Origin of the sequence: Sorangium sp. So ce836 (assembly GCF_028553905.1) — a bacterium.
Classification (GTDB): Bacteria; Myxococcota_A; Polyangia; order Polyangiales; family Polyangiaceae; genus Sorangium; species Sorangium cellulosum_D.
On the sequence record NZ_CP102233.1, the window covers coordinates 3,516,676 to 3,534,551 of the forward strand.

The 17,876-nt window shown below is 66.6% G+C and carries 16 protein-coding genes and 2 pseudogenes; 7 read left to right on the forward strand and 11 right to left on the reverse strand.

What is annotated here, in order from left to right; all coding sequences use genetic code 11:
- Positions 1 to 50: 50 nt before the first annotated feature.
- Positions 51 to 1,478, reverse strand: a complete 1,428-nt coding sequence (locus tag NQZ70_RS12890; protein ID WP_129574490.1) for an SIR2 family protein — start codon at positions 1,476 to 1,478, stop codon at positions 51 to 53.
- 703 nt (positions 1,479 to 2,181) lie between these two features.
- Between NQZ70_RS12890 and NQZ70_RS12895 the strand changes: the two genes are divergently transcribed.
- On the forward strand, positions 2,182 to 3,699 hold the full coding sequence (locus NQZ70_RS12895) for an SIR2 family protein (RefSeq protein ID WP_129574491.1): 1,518 nt from the start codon (positions 2,182 to 2,184) through the stop codon (positions 3,697 to 3,699).
- Between the two features lie 76 nt (positions 3,700 to 3,775).
- Here the strand turns inward: NQZ70_RS12895 and NQZ70_RS53325 are convergent, their stop codons facing one another.
- The 8 genes from NQZ70_RS53325 to NQZ70_RS12935 form a co-directional block, all read right to left on the reverse strand.
- Entirely contained in the window at positions 3,776 to 3,958 is a 183-nt protein-coding gene (locus NQZ70_RS53325; RefSeq protein WP_408022417.1) for a sigma factor-like helix-turn-helix DNA-binding protein, read from the reverse strand.
- A gap of 479 nt (positions 3,959 to 4,437) precedes the next feature.
- On the reverse strand, positions 4,438 to 6,033 hold the full coding sequence (gene tnpC / locus NQZ70_RS12905) for an IS66 family transposase (protein WP_237245644.1): 1,596 nt from the start codon (positions 6,031 to 6,033) through the stop codon (positions 4,438 to 4,440).
- A gap of 126 nt (positions 6,034 to 6,159) precedes the next feature.
- Positions 6,160 to 6,531, reverse strand: a complete 372-nt coding sequence (gene tnpB, locus NQZ70_RS12910; RefSeq protein WP_129572538.1) for an IS66 family insertion sequence element accessory protein TnpB — start codon at positions 6,529 to 6,531, stop codon at positions 6,160 to 6,162.
- Positions 6,528 to 6,869 (reverse strand): IS66 family insertion sequence element accessory protein TnpA, encoded by a 342-nt coding sequence (gene tnpA / locus NQZ70_RS12915; RefSeq protein WP_129572539.1) that lies wholly within the window; start codon positions 6,867 to 6,869, stop codon positions 6,528 to 6,530. The genes tnpB (NQZ70_RS12910) and tnpA overlap by 4 nt, the downstream gene beginning before the upstream one ends.
- A gap of 21 nt (positions 6,870 to 6,890) precedes the next feature.
- On the reverse strand, positions 6,891 to 7,211 hold the full coding sequence (locus NQZ70_RS12920; protein ID WP_129574492.1) for a hypothetical protein: 321 nt from the start codon (positions 7,209 to 7,211) through the stop codon (positions 6,891 to 6,893).
- Between the two features lie 1,207 nt (positions 7,212 to 8,418).
- Positions 8,419 to 10,461 carry an IS66 family transposase gene (gene tnpC, locus NQZ70_RS12925; RefSeq protein WP_165373741.1) on the reverse strand — a complete coding sequence of 681 codons (2,043 nt, stop codon included), beginning with the start codon at positions 10,459 to 10,461 and terminating at the stop codon, positions 8,419 to 8,421.
- A 256-nt stretch (positions 10,462 to 10,717) separates the two neighbouring features.
- On the reverse strand, positions 10,718 to 11,062 hold the full coding sequence (tnpB, locus tag NQZ70_RS12930) for an IS66 family insertion sequence element accessory protein TnpB (RefSeq protein ID WP_165373740.1): 345 nt from the start codon (positions 11,060 to 11,062) through the stop codon (positions 10,718 to 10,720).
- Positions 11,059 to 11,472 carry a helix-turn-helix domain-containing protein gene (locus tag NQZ70_RS12935; protein ID WP_129572567.1) on the reverse strand — a complete coding sequence of 138 codons (414 nt, stop codon included), beginning with the start codon at positions 11,470 to 11,472 and terminating at the stop codon, positions 11,059 to 11,061. Before NQZ70_RS12935 ends, tnpB (NQZ70_RS12930) begins: the two co-directional genes overlap by 4 nt.
- Positions 11,473 to 11,585: 113 nt before the next feature.
- Here NQZ70_RS12935 and NQZ70_RS53330 point away from each other — a divergent pair.
- A pseudogene (locus tag NQZ70_RS53330) lies at positions 11,586 to 11,702 on the forward strand (addiction module protein); the annotation flags it as partial.
- Positions 11,703 to 12,113: 411 nt separating this feature from the next.
- Here the strand turns inward: NQZ70_RS53330 and NQZ70_RS12940 are convergent.
- Both NQZ70_RS12940 and NQZ70_RS12945 read right to left on the reverse strand, forming a co-directional pair.
- Positions 12,114 to 12,494: a nucleotidyl transferase AbiEii/AbiGii toxin family protein gene (locus NQZ70_RS12940; RefSeq protein WP_207217821.1), complete on the reverse strand. Its 381-nt coding sequence runs from the start codon at positions 12,492 to 12,494 to the stop codon at positions 12,114 to 12,116.
- Positions 12,495 to 12,702: 208 nt separating this feature from the next.
- The gene (locus NQZ70_RS12945; protein WP_129574494.1) at positions 12,703 to 12,927 is read right to left on the reverse strand and encodes a hypothetical protein; all 225 of its coding nucleotides are present in this window, start codon (positions 12,925 to 12,927) and stop codon (positions 12,703 to 12,705) included.
- 538 nt (positions 12,928 to 13,465) lie between these two features.
- Between NQZ70_RS12945 and NQZ70_RS12950 the strand changes: the two genes are divergently transcribed.
- The 5 genes and pseudogenes from NQZ70_RS12950 to NQZ70_RS12970 all read left to right on the forward strand — a co-directional run bounded on the left by NQZ70_RS12950 (position 13,466) and on the right by NQZ70_RS12970 (position 17,723).
- Positions 13,466 to 14,245 carry a transposase gene (locus tag NQZ70_RS12950; RefSeq protein WP_129574495.1) on the forward strand — a complete coding sequence of 260 codons (780 nt, stop codon included), beginning with the start codon at positions 13,466 to 13,468 and terminating at the stop codon, positions 14,243 to 14,245.
- Positions 14,246 to 14,375: 130 nt separating this feature from the next.
- Positions 14,376 to 15,615: pseudogene (locus NQZ70_RS12955) on the forward strand (IS110 family transposase).
- Between the two features lie 43 nt (positions 15,616 to 15,658).
- Positions 15,659 to 15,916 carry a hypothetical protein gene (locus NQZ70_RS12960; protein WP_237245734.1) on the forward strand — a complete coding sequence of 86 codons (258 nt, stop codon included), beginning with the start codon at positions 15,659 to 15,661 and terminating at the stop codon, positions 15,914 to 15,916.
- Positions 15,883 to 16,380 carry an IS3 family transposase gene (locus NQZ70_RS12965; RefSeq protein WP_237245645.1) on the forward strand — a complete coding sequence of 166 codons (498 nt, stop codon included), beginning with the start codon at positions 15,883 to 15,885 and terminating at the stop codon, positions 16,378 to 16,380. Before NQZ70_RS12960 ends, NQZ70_RS12965 begins: the two co-directional genes overlap by 34 nt.
- 314 nt (positions 16,381 to 16,694) lie before the next feature.
- Positions 16,695 to 17,723, forward strand: coding sequence for a hypothetical protein (locus NQZ70_RS12970; RefSeq protein ID WP_207217822.1), 1,029 nt, complete (start codon positions 16,695 to 16,697; stop codon positions 17,721 to 17,723).
- The last annotated feature ends 153 nt before the right edge of the window (positions 17,724 to 17,876 follow it).

A 17,876-nucleotide genomic window follows, 5' to 3' on the forward strand; every position in this document is an offset into this window, starting at 1 on the left:
GCCACTGTCCTCCCCCCCCCCGGCTCAATCGCCAAAGCGCTAACACGAGCTTATAGATGCTTCGGGATGATTCCGAGTAGCTTCTGGGCCAAAATATCACGCACTTTCCCGACGATGATTCGATGTGTGTCGCCGCCGGCGTAAAAGTGCGTGATCTCGTCGGGAATGTCCGTTTCGGGAATGATGTGCCCAGCAGGAATGGACACATGTATCAATTTCTTAACATCGCCCAAGGCGGCTTGGCGCTCAATGTGTGCGATCGGTTCGGGCATCAGCAGTTGGAATGGCATGTAATTGTTGGGATCGTGTTCCATCATCCGCAGGGCGTTGCTTAAATTGTTTCCCCAGCCTACGTAATCTGGGTTCACTTCGACGAAGGATATGTAGCCATTTACTACGCGATGCTTCGGAGCCAGTGGGCTCGATTTATCGATTTTTCCCACACTGGCTTGGTAACCAGCGAGCTCAAGTTCGCAGAACTTCCGCAGATCGTTGGCCCCGTGAGCAATTGCAATTCGAAGCGCTTCGGCGACGCACTCGGCGACTGGGGCTGCGGAATGAACCTTGACAATGAGCGAAGAAACGTCACTAGCCGGGGGCGCCTGGGCGCTGTGCTTCGAAGAAGGTGAAGGTGCGTTGAGGTGAGGCGCGCTGAGCGACCGTAGAGCAGAGACTAACTCAGCGTGCGTGCCGTCTTCGTTGGGATACGCAATCAGCCTCACTCCAGCGCTCTCTAAACGCTTGCGGCGATACGTTGTTACTGTTTTCGACGGAACAAGAGCAAAGTGGCGCGGGGGCTGGTCACCCGAGAGAGCCCTTACTCGGGCGAGGAGTTGGTCGAAGTCGTCGTCTGCAAGACCGTAGCCCACAAACAGAATGGGGCATGTGAGAAACAGCGCAGTAAACGTGTCGCGAAGGCGTAAGTCGGCGTAGAGGGCACGATCGTACTCGTCGCGCGTAAAGACCCACGTCGAGCTGTCCAATATCGTCCCGTGGAGTTTAAAGATAACGCGCTGCTGCCTCGCGAGGTCGCCGGTTGCGCGGCTGATCGCCGGCCAAGATCCACCGAAGGCGCGCTCGAGGAGACCGTCAACATTTGTTGTGAGCACCGCGCGCAGCTTCGTCTGTAGTGATGCGATAGTTGTAGCAATTTCTGGAAGGCTCTTGATTGCGCGGTCGTCCAGTAGCCGAGATATCACGGCGTGAAACTCTGTTTTCCCCAAGGAATCCTTTGCAGCCGAGAGTGCGTCAATAAACTGGTGCTTTCGTATTAGCTCCGTAATTTCGTCAACGTCTTCTTCTTTTGCGCCGCGAGCACGAGCGCGATCGACAAGCTCCGCTATGAGGCGCTCCCAGCTAGGCAGTCCAGCCGCCGCCGAAACACCAGCACCGACGAACAGTAACAAGTTCCCGCTCCCGAACGCCTCGCGCAACTCAGAGAACGCCGGGTCTTCTTGAGGCAGACGTCTCGTGGTCATCACGGCACAGAGTACCACACCCTCCAGGTCGAGCGGGCGCAGCTCGGCGCCCCCGGGTCGAGCGGGCGTAGCTCGGCGCCCCCCGGGTCGAGCGGGCGCAGCTCGGCGCCCCCAGGTCGAGCGGGCGCAGCTCGGCGCCCCCAGGTCGAGCGGGCGCAGCTCGGCGCCCCCGGGTCGAGCGGGCGCAGCTCGGCGCCCCCGGGTCGAGCGGGCGCAGCTCGGCGCCCCCGGGTCGAGCGGGCGCAGCTCGGCGCCCCCGGGTCGAGCGGGCGTAGCTCGGCGCCCCTAGGTCGAGCGGGCGTAGCTCGGCGCTCCCGGGTCGAGCGGGCGCAGCTCGGCGCCCCCAGGTGTCAGGGACCCACCAACTTGGATCGCGTCCGGGCCGGCGGGGTCGGATCGCGGCCCAGCCCTGTCTGCATCCTGCGAGGAGGTGGTTGCGATGCACACTTCCACGAAGAAGCCGCTCGGCGGAACTTCTAAAATTTGAGCGGAGCGCGATCCGCGCGCCCCGCAACGTACGACGGGACGAACCCGCACACGCGCCACCTCCACGTGTCGGTCCGCGCTGAGGTCCGGAACGACGAGCCCCAGGTCGAACGCGCGCAGCGCGGCGCCGTCGCGGCGCACCGGAGCGCCCGCTCCCGCCGCTAGGCGTCGGCTGTTCATCGACTGCGCCGCGGTCAGAGAGTAGAATCCGAGGTGCATGGGTGCCCTCCCGCTCTCACCACAGGATCCCGTTCTTGCTGAGCTCCGAGAGAGTTTCGCAGCAGGCGGTGTTGTTTTGTTCGTTGGACCTGGCATTCCGGTCGCTGCTGGCCTGCCGTCGCGCAAGCAGCTGGTTGGTCGCGTTGTTGAGTATGCCAAGGCGCGTGGTGCGAAAATCGGAGACCTTTCTGAAGTTGAAGAGCTTGCGTCGAGGAATCATTTTGTTGATGCTCTGTCGGCTGCAAAGCATCTCCTTGGTGATTCTGGTTTTTGCGCTTTTGTCGAGGGTCAAATTGATGACAGAGGTGTCGACGTTCCTGAGGTGGCCAGGTTAATCAATTGTCTGTCTCCATGGGCTCGAGCTATAGTTACAACGAACATTGATCATGTGCTCGAGCGTGCTTTGATGGGTCAGTGGCCTGTTGTGTACACTGTTACGGGTGACCTTCTACAGCGAAGCAAGTACATCCTTAAGCTTCACGGTACGCTCTGGGATCATTCGACGTGGGTGCTTACTCGTGGAGATTATAACCGCGTAGCCTACGAAGATCACAAGTTTCGTGATGTTTTTGCGGCAATGCTTCGTGCGCAGTTGGTGCTGTTTGTTGGGTATGATCTGGCAGACGATGAATTTAATTTGCTGCTGATGCGCGTTCGTGCATTCGCTGATTCTCAGCCTGCTAAGCACTTCGCGCTTGTTGCTTCGGATGCAGTCGGCCCGTATCAGCGTCGGCAGTTGGAGTCGGCCGGAGTTCGCCTGATGCCGTATCCAAACCCGGATGGTCGGCACCAGAATTTGACGTGCTTGCTCGCTTGGCTCCACGGCTGCTTGGTAGCGGATTCAAGAGGTTTGGTGGCGGGATCTGCAGGAGCTCCGGAGTTAAGAGGCTCCAATTTGATCGGATTTGGTGTTGATGCACAGAGGATCGCGATTGAGCGGCCGGATTTATGGGAGATTCGCCTTCTTAGTAAAGTGATTGATGATGAGTTTCGGGCTCTCTTTGAGAAGCGCAGTGATATGAGGTTCGGGTTTGCTGAAGGGCCGCCTTTGAGGCTCGAAGGTATTGATGTTTTGCAGTGGATTCAGGACCAGTATGACACGGCTCGGCGCATCCCAGCGAATATTTCTGTCCTATTTGGTACCGCTTTCGAGGAGGCGATGGGGCCCCCAGGGGTTCCGGGCGATCCCGAGAAGATTGCATACGTGGCTAAGCGGGTGGCGGGTGAGTATAGAAAAGTTATTGAGTGGGATGTTCAGTGGCGTCGCTTGTCAAATCAGCCGGAACTGTCGAGAATTGTAGCGTTAAGTCGAAGTGCGGCGAACAGGCTCGCGGCGTGTTTTGAGTCGTGGAGCGAAGAGCTGCGGAGTGCAGTTCAGAGGATGGTCGCTAGAGAGCTTCCAGTAGGGTCCACTGTGAAGATTGTGTTGACGCTCGACTTGCCCGAGGGTTGGGAGGGGGAGATGACAAGAGAGATGTCTAAACTCAGGCGCGTCATGTTGCGCCGGAGTCGATGATCCTCCTGGTCAGCTCTCTGCCCCGGAGCGCAAGGCACTGGGTGTGGAGATAGAGATCGCGGCGATTGGCGCGCGGTTACGAGCGACGTCTCGGGGGCCAGCGCGCCAGCATGGCGGCGAGGCGCCTGCGGCCACGGCGAAGCCGGGTGAAGGCGGTGCCGACGGGCACCCGCAGGACGCGGGCAACCTCCGTCACGTCCTCGCCGGTCCCGACGAGGACGAGCACCGCGCGCTCCCGGGGGTCCACCAGTCGCAGCACCTCCAGAACGGAGCGAGCCTCGACGGGGCCGTGAGGGGAAGGCTCCTCGCCCGTGACGAGCGGCAGCGGATCCGCGACGGCGAACTCCCTGCGGCGGTACGCCTTCTCGTGGTACTTCGCGGCCTGGTGGACGTATCCGTGCTGTAGACCCCATTCTCGCGGGGTGCGGGCAGGCGCCGTAGATTCGCGGTGCGATGCGAGAGCGAGAGCGGCCTACGGAAAAGCGTGGCGGTGACCGGCAGCGAGCGGAAGGCCCGATGGCCCCCGGCGCCGCGGCCAGCGTGGTCGTCCGCCGGCGCACGACGAAGCCGAGAGCGGCCGATGCTGCTCCGGAGCCGGCGTTGCCGAGAAGGTGCCGGACGCCACGCGCCGACAGGGCGAGCGTCGTCGACGAGGTCGCGCCAGCACGCCCAGGCCGGCGAGCAGCACGCCCGGCGGCCGGCAAGGAGGCGGCGGTGGCCGACGAGGGGGAGCCGCGATCAGCTGGGCGTCGCAGCCGGCGCGCGGGGCCACGGACTGGCCGCGAGCCGCTGCCGAGCATCGGCGTGCTCGAGGGTCTGCTTCCAGGACTTGGGAGCGAGCTCAATGAAACGCTCGGGCGGCCAAGTGGGCAGCAGGATGAGCACGTCGCGCAAGTAAGCCCAGGGCTCGATGCCGTGCAGCGCACAGGAGGCGATGAGCGAGACGATGGTGGCGTTCCACTCGGCGCCGTCGTTGCTGCCGACGAAAATCCAGTTCTTTCTGCCGACGGCCTCTCTGCGAAGCTCGAGCTCGCTCCGGTTGTTGTCCAGACGGAGCCGACCATCGTCGAGGAAGCGGGTGAGCGCGGCCCACTGGTTGAGCGCGTAGCCGACGGCGATGGCGATGGGGCTCTTCGGCAGCACGAGCAGGTCCTGCGCCTGCAGCCACCCGCGGAACGCATCGAGCACGGGCTCGGCGGCCTTCCGACGCTGCTCCGTTCGACGGCTCGGAGGCTGTTCCTTGGTCGCCTTGTCGATGGTGTAGAGCTGGTGAATGAAGCCGATGGCCGTCGTCGCCCGCTCCCGGTCGGAGCTCATCGCCTCGAAGAAGTGCCTGCGGCAATGAGCCCAGCAACCGACCTCGGTCACCTGCTCGGTGCGGAAGAGCAAATCGTACACATTCGATGCGTCCGCCTGGACATAGCCCTTGTAGCCGCGCAGGAACGCTTTGGGACCACCCTGATTGTGGTGCGGCGTGAAGCGGAACAGGACGTGATCTCGGTCCGCCACCAGGACCCAGAAGTGGCCCCGCCGGCACTTGTCCTTCGCCTGAACGAGCACGCCCGTGGCATCGATGGCGATGCAATGCGCGCTCAGGGCGTCGTCGGCCATGGCCGCGACGATGAGCTTGAGCTTGTCGGCGCACGAGGCGACCCAGCCGCACAGCGTCGAGCGCGAGAGGTGAAGGCCCCACCGCTCGAACATCTTCTCCAGCCGGTGAAGCGGCAGGTGGTCGGCGTACTTGCTCACGAGCACGTGGGCGAGCAAGCCCGGGCCGGCGAGACAGCGTGGGATAGGGCTGTCGGGAACGTCTGCGATGGTGATGCCTTGCTCGGGCTCGCCCTTGACCGCGAACTTCGGCCTGACGATCTGCAGCCGTACGAAGCTCGCGGGCCGCCACTCCAGCGTCTCCGACACCTCCTCGCCGATGCGGACAAGTGCGGTTGCGCGCTCATCCTGCACCTCCGGCGGCAACAGCTCGATGCGCTCGACCGGCAGATGCTCGGGCAGCTTTTGCCGTCCGTGCGGGCGGACGATGCGCCCCTTGTCGCCGCCTCCGGATGAGCCGCTTGGTGCTGCGCCACCGCCCTGCGGCGAGCTGGCTGGGCCCGCGTCGGGCGGCGCACCTGCGCCCGCGAGCATCTGTAGGATCGCGTCGAAGGCGAGCTGCATCTGCCCGGGGTCGACGTGCTCGGCCTTCTGGCCGAAGATGTGTCGGCGAAGCCGCTCCAGCTCGATACTGGCGAGCTCGTAGAGCTTACGGTACTCGTCCCGCTCGTGGGCGGCGCGCGCGAGCTTGTCCTTCAGCTCGTGGATCTGCTCTTCGACCGACATGCTCACGACGCGGTGATACCTTGTGGATCGCCGCTTTTTGAAGGGGTTGTTGCAGGAAAATGATGGGCTCTGGCGGGAATGCGGCGATGGGCGCTGCGCGTGAGAGCGCGAGGCTGTCGTGTCCGATCAGGGGGCCGGAGGCGATGAAGCCGCGGCGAGGCGAACCTCTCGCCGCAGCTTCGAAGGTGGAAGGGCGATGCCTTCGAGGATCTTCGCCAGCTCCGCCGCGTCGATGACGACGCTCGTGGCTCCCGGCGTGACCGCACGCGGAGCGCGAAACGTCCCGCGCTCCAGCCTTTTGTAGAGAAGGCAGTATCCGCTGCGGTCCCACCACAGGGCCTTCACACGGTCGGCTGCCCGGTTGAAAAAGAGGAACAACGCTCCGGAGAGCGGGTCCTGCCGCAGCACCTCGCGCACGACGGCAGCAAGACCATCGAAGGACCGGCGCAAGTCGAGCGGCTCGGTGGCCACGTAGATTGCGACGCGGCCCGGGATCATCGTGCCCCCCCGAGCGCACGAACAACGCGTGCCAGCGTGTCCTCGTCAAACGACGGCGGGACTCGGATGACCGCACCATCCGGAAAGACGATCTCCAGCGCCGCGCTCGACGAGGGCGTCCTGGCTCCTGCCGGGGCGACGACCACGGGCAGCAGCGCGGGCAGCGCCGCCTTCTCCGAGCGCTGCCGGTACTCGCTCCGCTTCATGCCCAGCCGGCGGCTCCAGGAGTACAGCGTGCCGGCGTTGACCCCCTCCTGCTCCGCGAACACGCGGGCGGAGTGCCCGCTCTTGTGCCAGCGCGCCACGCGGTCGCGCCAGGTGCGTGTGCTCTCGTCCATCGACACCTCCAGCGCCGGTTTCTAAGCGGCGCAGAGGCTCGAAGACAGGATGGGGTCCGCAGAACGCGTACGGTGGACCGCGATGCCCATGAGCCACCGCTGGAGCGCGCTCGCCTGGGCCGACGAGGGCGCTGGCCTGTACCGGCCCTCGCGCGCCGCCACCACGGCGCCGATGAGGCACTCCTGCAGCACGTCGTCGAGGTCGCAAGCGGGCACCCCGCACCGCGCCAGGAAGGCGCGTAGCCTCCTGCTCTCGGCGAGGATCGCCTCCGGCTTGACCTCGGTCGGCGGTGTTGTCGGTGCGGCGGGCGGCCGTTTGGCCCCCCTCCGCCGCTTCTTCACCCACTCCTCCCGCGGTTCGGCGGGTACGCGCAGCCGGGCGCGGGCGACCCGTCGCCCTCGGCTGGAGGCGACGGGCGATCAGCAGGCAGACGGGTTCCTTGGCCCCGTTCGGGGCGTCGAGATACACGTTCCACTTGTCGGACCTCGTTAGCGCGGGGTTCGGCCACGCAGCCCGGGGTGTTGGCGCACCCGCGGGCTGCACTACTTTGGCCAACTGTACAGTGCCATTACGAGATCTCAACCTGGCTCAAGTCGAGCTGTTCATTTTCGAACAGACGTAACCTGCTCGCCCTCAGTCGCGTTGGCGTCCCCCAACGCCTCGCCCATCCGGATCAGGTCGACGAGCAGCTCTTGCACGACGCGCCACGCGCCCGGCCCGCCGGCGGCGATCGCCTCGAGTGCCTCTACACCGCGCCGAGATAAGCCCAAGATCAGCCCACGAAGCCGGTTAACTTCTTGAATCTCCTCAGAAATGCTTGGCCTTCCTAAACCGAAGGTCGCAAGTTCAATTCTTGCCGGGGGTGCGAATGATTTCGCGGGATTAGGTGGTCTCGCCCGAGCCGCCGCCCTCGTCCCGGACGGCCTCCCGACCGAGGAACTCCTCGATCAGGCGATGAAGCTTCCCGAGAGCGAACTGCGCGTCTTTGCCCTGCGGCTCCTGGAAAGCGTGGGCGACGAGTCGCGGGAAGGTAGCCGCTCCGCAGAGCGCGTTCTGAAGCGAGCTTGTGGAAGGCGGCCCCGTGCGTAGAGTCGCGGTGCGATGACGGAGCGACGGAGCGGGGACGCAGGCGTCGAAGTCCCGAGCCTGATGACGGCGGTGCTGAAGCTGTCCGCGCCGCATGTCGCGTGGCAAGGCCGCGAGGACGTCCCCGCCCGCGCGAAGGGGCGCCCGCGTCGCGCGGCCGGCCAGGAAGAGCGCGCGGGAGCAGCCGAGCCCGCAGGCGTGGGGCGCCGCAAGAGCGCCGCCCAGCCGTCCGCGGAGCAGGAGGGCGGACGGCGGCCGACCCGAGGCGCGGACAAGCAGCGCCGAAGCGAAGCGACCCGGAGGCGCCCCGCCACGACGAGCTCGACGGCGGCCGGGCGAAGCGACGACAGCACCGGCTCGACGAGCCGACGCACCTCGGCGCGGAAAGGACGCGCGCCGGCCTCGACCGCTCCGGACGCGACGAGCGCTGTGGGCGCGGCGGATGCGGGCGACGCGGCGCGATCAGCGGTCGCGGAAGGCGAGCCGCGAGCCGGTGATCCGAGCCAGGTCCAGGTACTTGAGCCGCCCTTCGGCGATGAGGCGTTGTCGCGTCGCGACCCAGTTCTTGGGACTCAGGTCGAGGATGCGACTGAGCGGATAGCTCGGAGCCACGGTCAGGATCTCCTGCAAGTAGAGCTCGGGGTCGAACCCGTGCATCTGGCAAGTCGCGATGAGCGACGTGATGGCACAAGACCGGACAGCGTGCTCGTCGCTGCCGTGGAAGAGCCAGTTGCGCCGTCCCTTGACGACGCGGCGCAGAGCCCTCTCGGAGGCATTGTTGTGGATGGGGATCTCCCCGTTGGAGAGGAACTCGCAGAGCGCCTCCCTCTGGTTGTGCAGATAGACCAGCCCTTCGCGCAACGGCGAATGCTCGGGGACGACCTGCCGCTGCGCCTCGACCCAGGCGAAGAGCTTCTCAATCAGCGGTGCGGACTTGCGCTGCCGGATCTCGAGGCGCTCGTCCGGGCTGCACAGGGCGCATTCCTGCTCGACGCGGAAGAGCGCCTGGAGGGTCTGGAGCGCGAACGCCGCCTCCTTGCCCGCCCCGGCCTTGAACGCCTTGAAGAAGCGCCTTCGTGCATGGCTCCAGCAGCCGGCCTCACGCGCCTTGCCCGGCCCGAACAGCACGTTGTGGTTGGCCGAGGCGTCGGCGACGAGCGTCCCCTGGTAGCCGCCGAAGAGCTTCGCGACGGTGGGCCCGTCGTACGTCGGTGTATAGCGGAACAGCACCCCATCGCCCGGCGCGACCAGGACGAAGACATGCCCATAGCGGTGCTTGTCCTTGGCCCGGATGGCGGTGCCCGTCGCATCCATGGCGAACCACGACCTCGAGAGCGCGTCGCTCCAGATAGCATCGGCGATGCGCATCGCGATGCCACCACAATCGTACTGCCAGCGGGTCATGTTGCCGCGGCCGATGCGGAAGCCGTGGCGATCCGACTCCACCTCTTGCCGGTAGTAGGGCGTGTGGTAGTCGAGCTTGTGGACGAACAGGTGGGCCAAGAGGCTCGGATCGGCAAGGCACCTGTCGATCGGGCGCTCCGGCAGCGACGCGATCTTCACCGGTCCGCTGTCCTCCGCAGCGTCCGACTCGGGCGTGTAGCGTACAAGGACGCCGTCGACGAAGGGGCTTTGCTTGAAGGACGTGTCCGCGGGGATCCCCAGGAGCTCGTGCTCCCGCACGACGAGCGGCTCGCCGCGCTCGTGATTCAAGGCCGGCCCGGCGGCTGGCGAAGGAGCCGGCGCCTCTTCAGCTGCGCTGCTCGCCGCCGGTGCCTCCGCCTTGGCCACGTACTTGAGGCGACGCGTGACGAGCTCGAGGAGGCCGCCACGCCGGTAGCCGATGCTCGAGCTGTCTTCGGCGCCCACACGCTCGAAGCGCTCGAGGCCTTTGAGCAGCACCTCCTGCGGCAGCGACTCGATGATCACCCTCGGAATGACACCGATGCGGCGGCGCCCGTGCTCGTGGCGCTTGACTGGCTTGCCACCTCCGGGATCGGAGCCGGAGGAGGATTCTGCCGTCCCCGCGTGCTCCGGTGGGCTCGCGGAGCCCGGCGGCGGGCCGCTGGCCTCGCCCGGGTCCACTTCGGGCGCGGCGTCGACGCTCTCGGCCTGCGACGAAGTCGGAGCCGGACAGGCATCTGGCTCTCCGGCCAGCGAAAGCCGCAGCTGGTCAGGCGAGACCTGCTCGGAGACGTGGCGCCGGAATCCGATCTCCAGGGTCCGAATCGTCTCCTGCAGCTGTTGATTGTACGCCTTGAGCGACGCGACGGTGCGAGCGAGCTCTTGGGCCTGCTGCTCCGCCGTCGAGAGCTCGGCCAGCCTCGCCTCGAGCTCCTGCACCCGCCGGAGCAGCGCGTCGACCACCGACGCGGGGCCGGCGGGGCTCCCCTGTCCTTGTCCCCTGGCCTGGAGATAGCCGAGCACGAGCGCCGCGCCGTCAAGGCGCTCTGCCTCCGTCGACTGCGGCAGCGCGGTCTCACCGGGGCGTGTCGTCGAGGTCAAGGCGCGCCATGGATGCCCCCTGCGCTTGCTCTTGACAAGTACCTTATGCAGCGAAAATTCGCTGTTTTCGATGAGAATTTCTCGTCGAAGGCGGGAATGCAGGGCCGCCATGGTGCGCCATCGGCGGCGCGCTCTCGCGAGGTCTTCGGGCGCGATGCAGCGCGCGCCCTGCTCCATCTCCGCATCCGGCTGCGCCGGCCGCCATCGGGCCGCGCTGGCGCCGGCAGCGCGGTGAACGAGCGCCGGCGCAGACGCCTCAGTGGACCAGCCGGCGGCGGCTTGCCAGCTCTTCTACAGGCAGACCGGCGAGCAGCTGCGCGAAGTCCTGTGCTGACAGCTCGATACACCTGCCGTCGGCCTCGGTGAACGAAGGCAGAGCAAATGCACCCTTCGAGAGACGCTTATACAAGATCGTGTATCCATTGCGATCCCACCAAAGGGCTTTGAGCCGGTTACGCCTCCTGTTGAGGAACAAGAACAGCGCGCCGCTGGCCGGGTCCAGGCACAGCACTTGCCGGGTGATCGCGGCGAGCCGGTCGAACGCACCACGCAAGTCCACTGGACCGACCGCCAGATAGACGGCTATAGTCGCGGGGGTCACCGTCCCCTCCGCAACGCTTCGAGTGCTTCCACGAGCTCGCGCGCGCCTATCCCACATACCTGCATCCGCGTCCCGTCGGCAAACGCGACGTTGAGCCGCAAAGGCGGCGCCTCGCGGCGCTCCGGGCGCACCACGACGGGTAGGAACGGAATCTGCTGAGCCGCCTTGGGGGCTCTTGGCGACGCACCCTCGTCTGCGCGCTCACCGTCAGCCACCCATCGGTCGGCAGTCATCTTGTGGACACCGAGCTCCGTGGCGATCTCGGTCGGTGTTGCCCCCGAGCGGGAGCGCGCCTTGGCGTAGGCCTCGGCTCGCTCCCGCAGCTCGCTCGGGAATTTCCCACGGCTCTTCTGCTCTCGATACCTCGACAGCTCTGCACGCAGCTGTACCAGCTCCCTGCTTCCTGGCATCGCTCGCTCCTCTTCGCTCGGCGAGGGCACGGCCCTCATCTGGCGTCGCGTAGCGTGCAACCGAATCTGGCCAGGGGAAAGACGCGGTCAGCGGAGCGGCTACGCGGGAAGAGGTCGAGCGCGCGTGGGTCGAGGAGGCCCGGAGGCGCCTCGACGACATCCGGGCGGGGCGCTCCCAGCCCATCCCCTGGGAGGAGGCACGGCGCCGCATCTTCGCGCGGCTGAGATAACGCGCCGTCCCATCGTCCTCGTGAACGAAGCAGAGAGCGAGACGTGCAAGGCGTTCCTCTGGTACGAGGCGTGCGATCGGTGCGTCGCCGATCGCTTCGAGGCTCCGGTGCTCGCAGCCCTCATGCCCGCGCTGCCCGCTGCGTCGGCGGGCCATCGGCGGCGGGCGAGGCGCTGTCAGGCCGCGCCGCGCTGTCAGGGCGACAGGTTTCGACAGGCTCCGGGTTGAATTTCAATTCAGCCGGAGGGCTCTCGACAGGCTCCGGGTTGAATTTCAATTCAGCCGGAGGGCTCTCGACAGGCTCCGGGTTGAATTTCAATTCAGCCGGAGGGCTCTCGACAGGCTCCGGGTTGAATTTCAATTCAGCGGGCGGTAGCGCGCGACCTCACCATCTGATCCAGTGCACTGCCCGTCAGGCGGTCAGCTCCTGCTCCAGCAGCCGGCGAAGATCCCGGCCCCGCGCGAACCCCCTTTGCTCGATGAGCTCAACGGCGGATCGCGCCATCGCGATGTCCGTATCCCGCGCGATCGCCAAGAGGGTCCGGATGTCCACGAGATCCTGAGGGCGGCGACGATCATCACGGGCCAGCACCTTCAACGCGAGCAGGTGCCCGATTTGTGCCACGGGGACCGTGACGTCTGGAAAGATCTGGATACGCTCGGCAGCACCGACGATCTCGGCCCCGATGCCCGAGGAGGCGAACAGCAGGTCGGCCACCACGCCCCGTGGAGGACGGCTCGGCGTCTGGAGCCGAACCGTCGCCAGGTGTCCCTGTGCCGTCTGCTCGACCACAGCGAGCACCTGCTAGCCCAGCGCCTGCAGCTCGCGCGAGAGCGCCTCCGCGTCGTCATCGTCGGTGACCACCACGGCGAGATCAACATCCCTTGTGAACCGCGGCTCCGCCCGCACGGACACACCGCAAGGCCTCCCACGAGCGCGAGTCGTCTGTTGAGCCCCTCCAAGTCCACGACCACGCGGCCGAGGGCGTCCTGAAGTGTGCTCACGGGGCACGTCGCGGCCAGGGAACCGGCCGCCCCTCTGCATCGCCAAACTCGGCGCCGGGACGCTCCATCAGCCAGTCGGCAAGGCGCTCGTCGATGTCCTCCTCGTTCGCCTCGGGCAGCCGGCGCCTGAGATTCTGCCGCATCAGTGCCACGCCTGCGTCGTGCAGGTCGAAGGCCAGGCGTAGGTTCTCCGCCAATCGCGTCGGGTCTGTGGCAGCCACTTGCCAAGCCTACCCCGTTCCCGGGGCGCAGGCGAGCGGGCGGCGTACGCCGTGCCGCACTCTGCGCCCCAAGACCGTGAGTAGAGGCCGTGGAAGGCTGGAAGGAAGAGTTCACGGACAAAGTGTACCGATCTCCGAGCGAGAGGCCGGACCTCGACGGGGGCGCAGGGCGACGGACGCGCTGTGCGGGAAAGCATGTTTTCCGCGAGGTGCTCGCGCTCTGCCGGTGCCACACGTATCCGGCGAGAAGGCGAGATGCGCGATCTGCGATGCGCGCCTCTCGGCGCGGCGGGTGGTGCTCGCATCCCTCGCCGTGTGCTTGTGCGGCCGCGGCCGATTGCCGTCGCGTGCCTCGGATCCGTGAGCGCAGTGCAGGTCTAGGGCGCGGAGCTTGCGGGCGTGCCCATGGTGCACCGGACGTGCGCGGGCGACGGGTCGCCCTCGTGCAGCCAGATCGCGGACAGCTGGCTCGACGGCGACTGGAGGCGCCTTCCGGGCTGCCGGCGCGCGCTCGGGCTGCCGGCGGGTCCGCTCGTGCTTGCGGCCTTCTCGGCCGGGGCACATCGTCAAGCGCCTGCTCGCCGACCCGCGCAATCGGGCCGAGGTCGCGGCCGTGGTGCTCGCGGACGCGACCTACACGACGGCGTGGATCGACCGCGCGCACGCGCTCGCGGCGCCGCTCGGGTCGCTCGTGGACTACGCGGCCGAGGCGGCGGGCGGCGCGCGTCTGTTCGTGGCCACGGCGAGCAGCGCGCCGAACAAGCAGCACCCGACCGGGCTGCCTACGCCACTGCGCTCGGCCGCGTTGACCTACCCCCACGTGACCGGCGGGGCCTCGCCGGCTCGCGCCCCGCGCAGCCAGGGAATCCTGAGGTCGGCCTGTCCGAATTCACGCGGTTTCCGAGGAGTGGTCCTCCCCCGCTTCCGTCGACACCCCCGACGGCACCAGGAGGCAGGGATGGGACGGAGAAAGAGGAGGGCGTTCACGCCCGAGTTCAAGGCGGAGGCGGTACGGCTGGCGAAGGCGAGCGACCGGAGCATCGGCCAGGTGGCGAAGGACCTCGACCTGACCGAGACGGCGCTGCGCGACTGGATCAAGCGCGCGGACACCGACGCGGGCCACGGCCCGCCGGGGGCGCTGACGACGCCGGAGCGTGAGGAACTGCAGCGGCTGCGCCGCGACGTGAAGCGGCTGGAGATGGAGCGCGAGATCTTAAAAAAACGGGCATGCGCAGGGGCGCACCCGCGAAGCATGAAAGCCGGTAGACTGCGGGCGCGGATCGCGTCGGGCCAAGGTCGACGCTTACTGGTGTCGTGAGCCCGAAAAAAAACGGACCCGAGCGTCGCATCAGGCACCCCGAATTGTTGCCGTCTCCGCAAGGAGCGAGCACGCCAGGTAAAATCGCCCTTCGCGACGCTCCCCGGCGCCTTTCGCGCTGGAGGTCAAGATGGAGGTCCTGTACGCCCGCTGCTGCGGGCTCGACGTGCACAAGGAGACCGTCGTTGCATGCGTCCGGATCCAGGAGCCCCGAGGCCGCGCAAAGACGACGGTGCGTTCGTTCGGCGCGACCACGGCCGAACTCCTCGAGCTACACCAGTGGCTCACCGAGCAGGGCTGCACGCACGTGGCGATGGAGTCGACGAGCGTCTACTGGAAGCCGGTCTTCAACCTGCTCGAGGGCAGCTTCGAGGTGCTGCTCGCCAACGCGCGGCACATCAAGGCCGTCCCGGGCCGGAAGACCGACGTCAAGGACTGCGAGTGGATCGCCGACCTGCTCGCGCACGGACTCATCCGGGCGAGCTTCATCCCGCCCGCCCCGATCCGGGAGCTGCGGGACATCACACGGCATCGCAAGATGCCTGATCCGTGACAAGGCCACCCTGGCCAACCGCGTGGGCAAGCTGCTGGAGACCGCCAACATCAAGCTGAGCAACGTCGTCTCCGACGTGCTTAGCGTGTCCGGCCGCGCGATGCTCGCGGCGCTCATCGTCGGCGAGCGCGATCCGAAGAAGCTTGCGGCGCTCGCCCGGGGCCGGCTCATCCCCAAGGCCGAGCAGCTTGCCGAGGCGCTGCGCGGTGGATTCTCGAGCCATCACGCGTTCTTGCTGGAGCAGCTCTTGAAGCAGATCGACCATCTCGCCGAGCTGATCGCCGCATGCGACGCCAGGGTCGTCGACCTGTGCCAAGCGCACCGCGAGCCGCTGCAACGGCTCCGGACCATCCCCGGCGTCGCGCAACGGACGGCCGAGGTCCTGCTGTCGGAGATCGGGCTCGACATGACGCGCTTCCCGACCGCAGGTCACCTCGCCTCCTGGGCGCGGATGTGCCCAGGCAACAACGAGAGCGCGGGGAAACGACGCAGTGGCGCGACCGGCACCGGCAACAACCGGCTGCGCACCACGCTGCTGGAGTCGGCGTGGGCTGCCTCACGATCACGCAAGACGTACCTCGGCGCGCAGTACCGCCGGATCGCGCGCCGCCGTGGGCCCAAACGAGCGGCGACCGCGGTGGCGCACAGCATCCTGGTCATCGCGTTTTACGTTCTGCGCGACGGCGTGGAGTACCGGGATCTCGGGCCAGACTATTTCGACCGCGCCAATGCGGCCAAGCTCACCAAGTACCACCTCCGGCGCCTGGCCGAGCTGGGGTACGAGCTGCCCCAGCCTCGTGCCCAGCCCGGAGCGTAGGCTTTCTAGGTAAAGCGGCGGCCTTCTTCGCGAAGGAAAACGAGTGAGGTTCGAGTTCATCGACGCGGAGAAGGCGCACTACCCGGTGCTGGTATTGTGCGCGGTGCTGCTGGTCTCGCGCAGCGGCTACTACGGATGGGCCAAGCGATCGGAGTCGGCGCGGGCCAAGGCCGATGCGCAACTTGGCGTGCAGATCCGGGCCGTGCACCACAAGAGCCGGGAAGGTACGGCAGTCCGCGCGTTCACGCAGAGCTGCGTGCTCGCGGCATACGTGTCGGCAAGAAGCGGATCGCACGGCTGATGCGCGCTCAACGCCTCGCGGCACGCAGGAAGCGGCGCTTCCGCCGCACCACCGACTCGCGGCACAAGGGCCCGATCGCGCCGAACGTGATCGAGCGGCAGTTCGATGCCCAAGCCCCCAACGAAGTCTGGGTGACGGACGTGACGTACGTCCCAACCGGCGAGGGCTGGCTATACCTGGCCGTGATCCTCGACCTGTTCTCGCGACGCGTGGTCGGCTGGGCCGCGAACGCGATCAACGACCGCGCTCTGGCGCTCGCCGCGCTGACGCTCGCCTTGGCTGCACGCCGACCGGCGACTGGGCTGGTGCACCACTCGGACCGCGGTAGTCCCTACGCCAGCGACGACTACCGTGCGGTGCTCGGAGCGCATGGGCTCATCCCGAGCATGAGCCGCGCCGGCGACTGCTACATGAGCCCGATCGAGCTCGAATTGAGGACCTACGTGACCGCGTTCGCGGGATAGTGGCACTGTCCGCGGAAGCGGGGGAGGACCAACCCTCTGGGCATGTGCTAATGGTCTCAGCGCTCGGCGCAGGGGGAGGACACCGCATCTCCCCTTTCGGTGTTGAGCCGGGTCAGCCGGAGGTTCCTGTTCGTCGGCTGGGAGCTCCCCCTGACGCTCAGCCCACAACCGTGGTCGGGTCGCGCTCGCCGACAGCGGTTCGGGAAGAGCGAAGCCTTGGCGCGGCTAGACCAACGCGGCGTAGCTGGTTCCACCGTGTAGGTCATCGTACAGGTTGACCGCCGAATCCAGTTCGTTGTAGCCTGCTATCCATCATGGGCTGGCGTGGATTCGTTCGAAGCACCGTGGCGACCGCGCGTCGTATCGAGAGGGCCGAAGCCGCTGCCAGGCGCCGTACGGAGCGCGACGCGCTCCGTCGTCGTCGCGAACTGATGGCCCAGATGGCGGCAGCCGAGCGGATGCAAGAGCAACAACGGGCGGCCTATGAAGTGGCGCTCTTTGAGAACTACCTCCAGGTCATCGTCTCCGTCCACAAAGAGTGCTGGAATCCTTGGGATTGGCGACAGATCGCTGCGGCAGCGCCGCCGCAGCCGCCTGTGTTCAGCGGGCGCCAAGAAGCGGCGGCACAGCATGCGCTCCAGACCTACGAGCCGTCGCTCACAGAGAAGCTGTTCAAGCAGGAGGTCAGGCGAAGACAAGCGCTGACCGAGGACATCGAGCGGGCGCGACAGGGAGACCAGGCCGAGCATCACATGGCGTTACAGCAGCACCAGCAGGCCATGGCCCAGTGGCAGTGGTACAGCCGCGTGGCCCACGGCGTCCTCTCGCACGATCTCGAAGCCTACAGGGCAGTGCTGGATTACCTTGCGCCCTTCGACGAGCTGAGCGAGCTCGGGATCGTCGTATCGCTCGACGAGGTTCAGCCGGGCGGGATTGTCGTCACCTGTGCCGTGCGCGACCAGGAGATCGTTCCCACCGAGGAGCGGCGGCTGACCGCGGCAGGCAAGCTCTCCGTGAAGACCATACCTGCTGGGCGCTACTGGGAGCTCTACCAGGATCACGTATGTAGCTGTGCATTGCGCGTGGCCCGTGAGATCTTCGCGCTGCTACCAGTTGAGCGGGTCGTCGTGAATGTCTCGACGGAGCTCCTCGACGTTAGCACCGGGCACAAGGGGCCGATGACGATCCTCGGCGTCAACTTCGTCCGCCCCACGTTCGAGCGGCTGAACTTGGACAGGCTCGACCCATCCAATGCCATGACGAACTTCGTGCATCGGATGTCGTTCAAGAAGACGAAAGGGTTCTCGGTCATCGTCCCGCTCACCCTTGTTGAGGGGGCCTGACGAGGGCACTGCCCTATCGTCCTCGTCGCGAGCCGCTGCGGCGGGCAGGCGGTATGCCGCACAAATTCGCCATACGGTCGGCTGGTAGACCTCGCGCGCTTCGAAGCGCTGCTCGTCACGGGCGCCTTTAGGATGAGCAGCACCGAGGGTCGG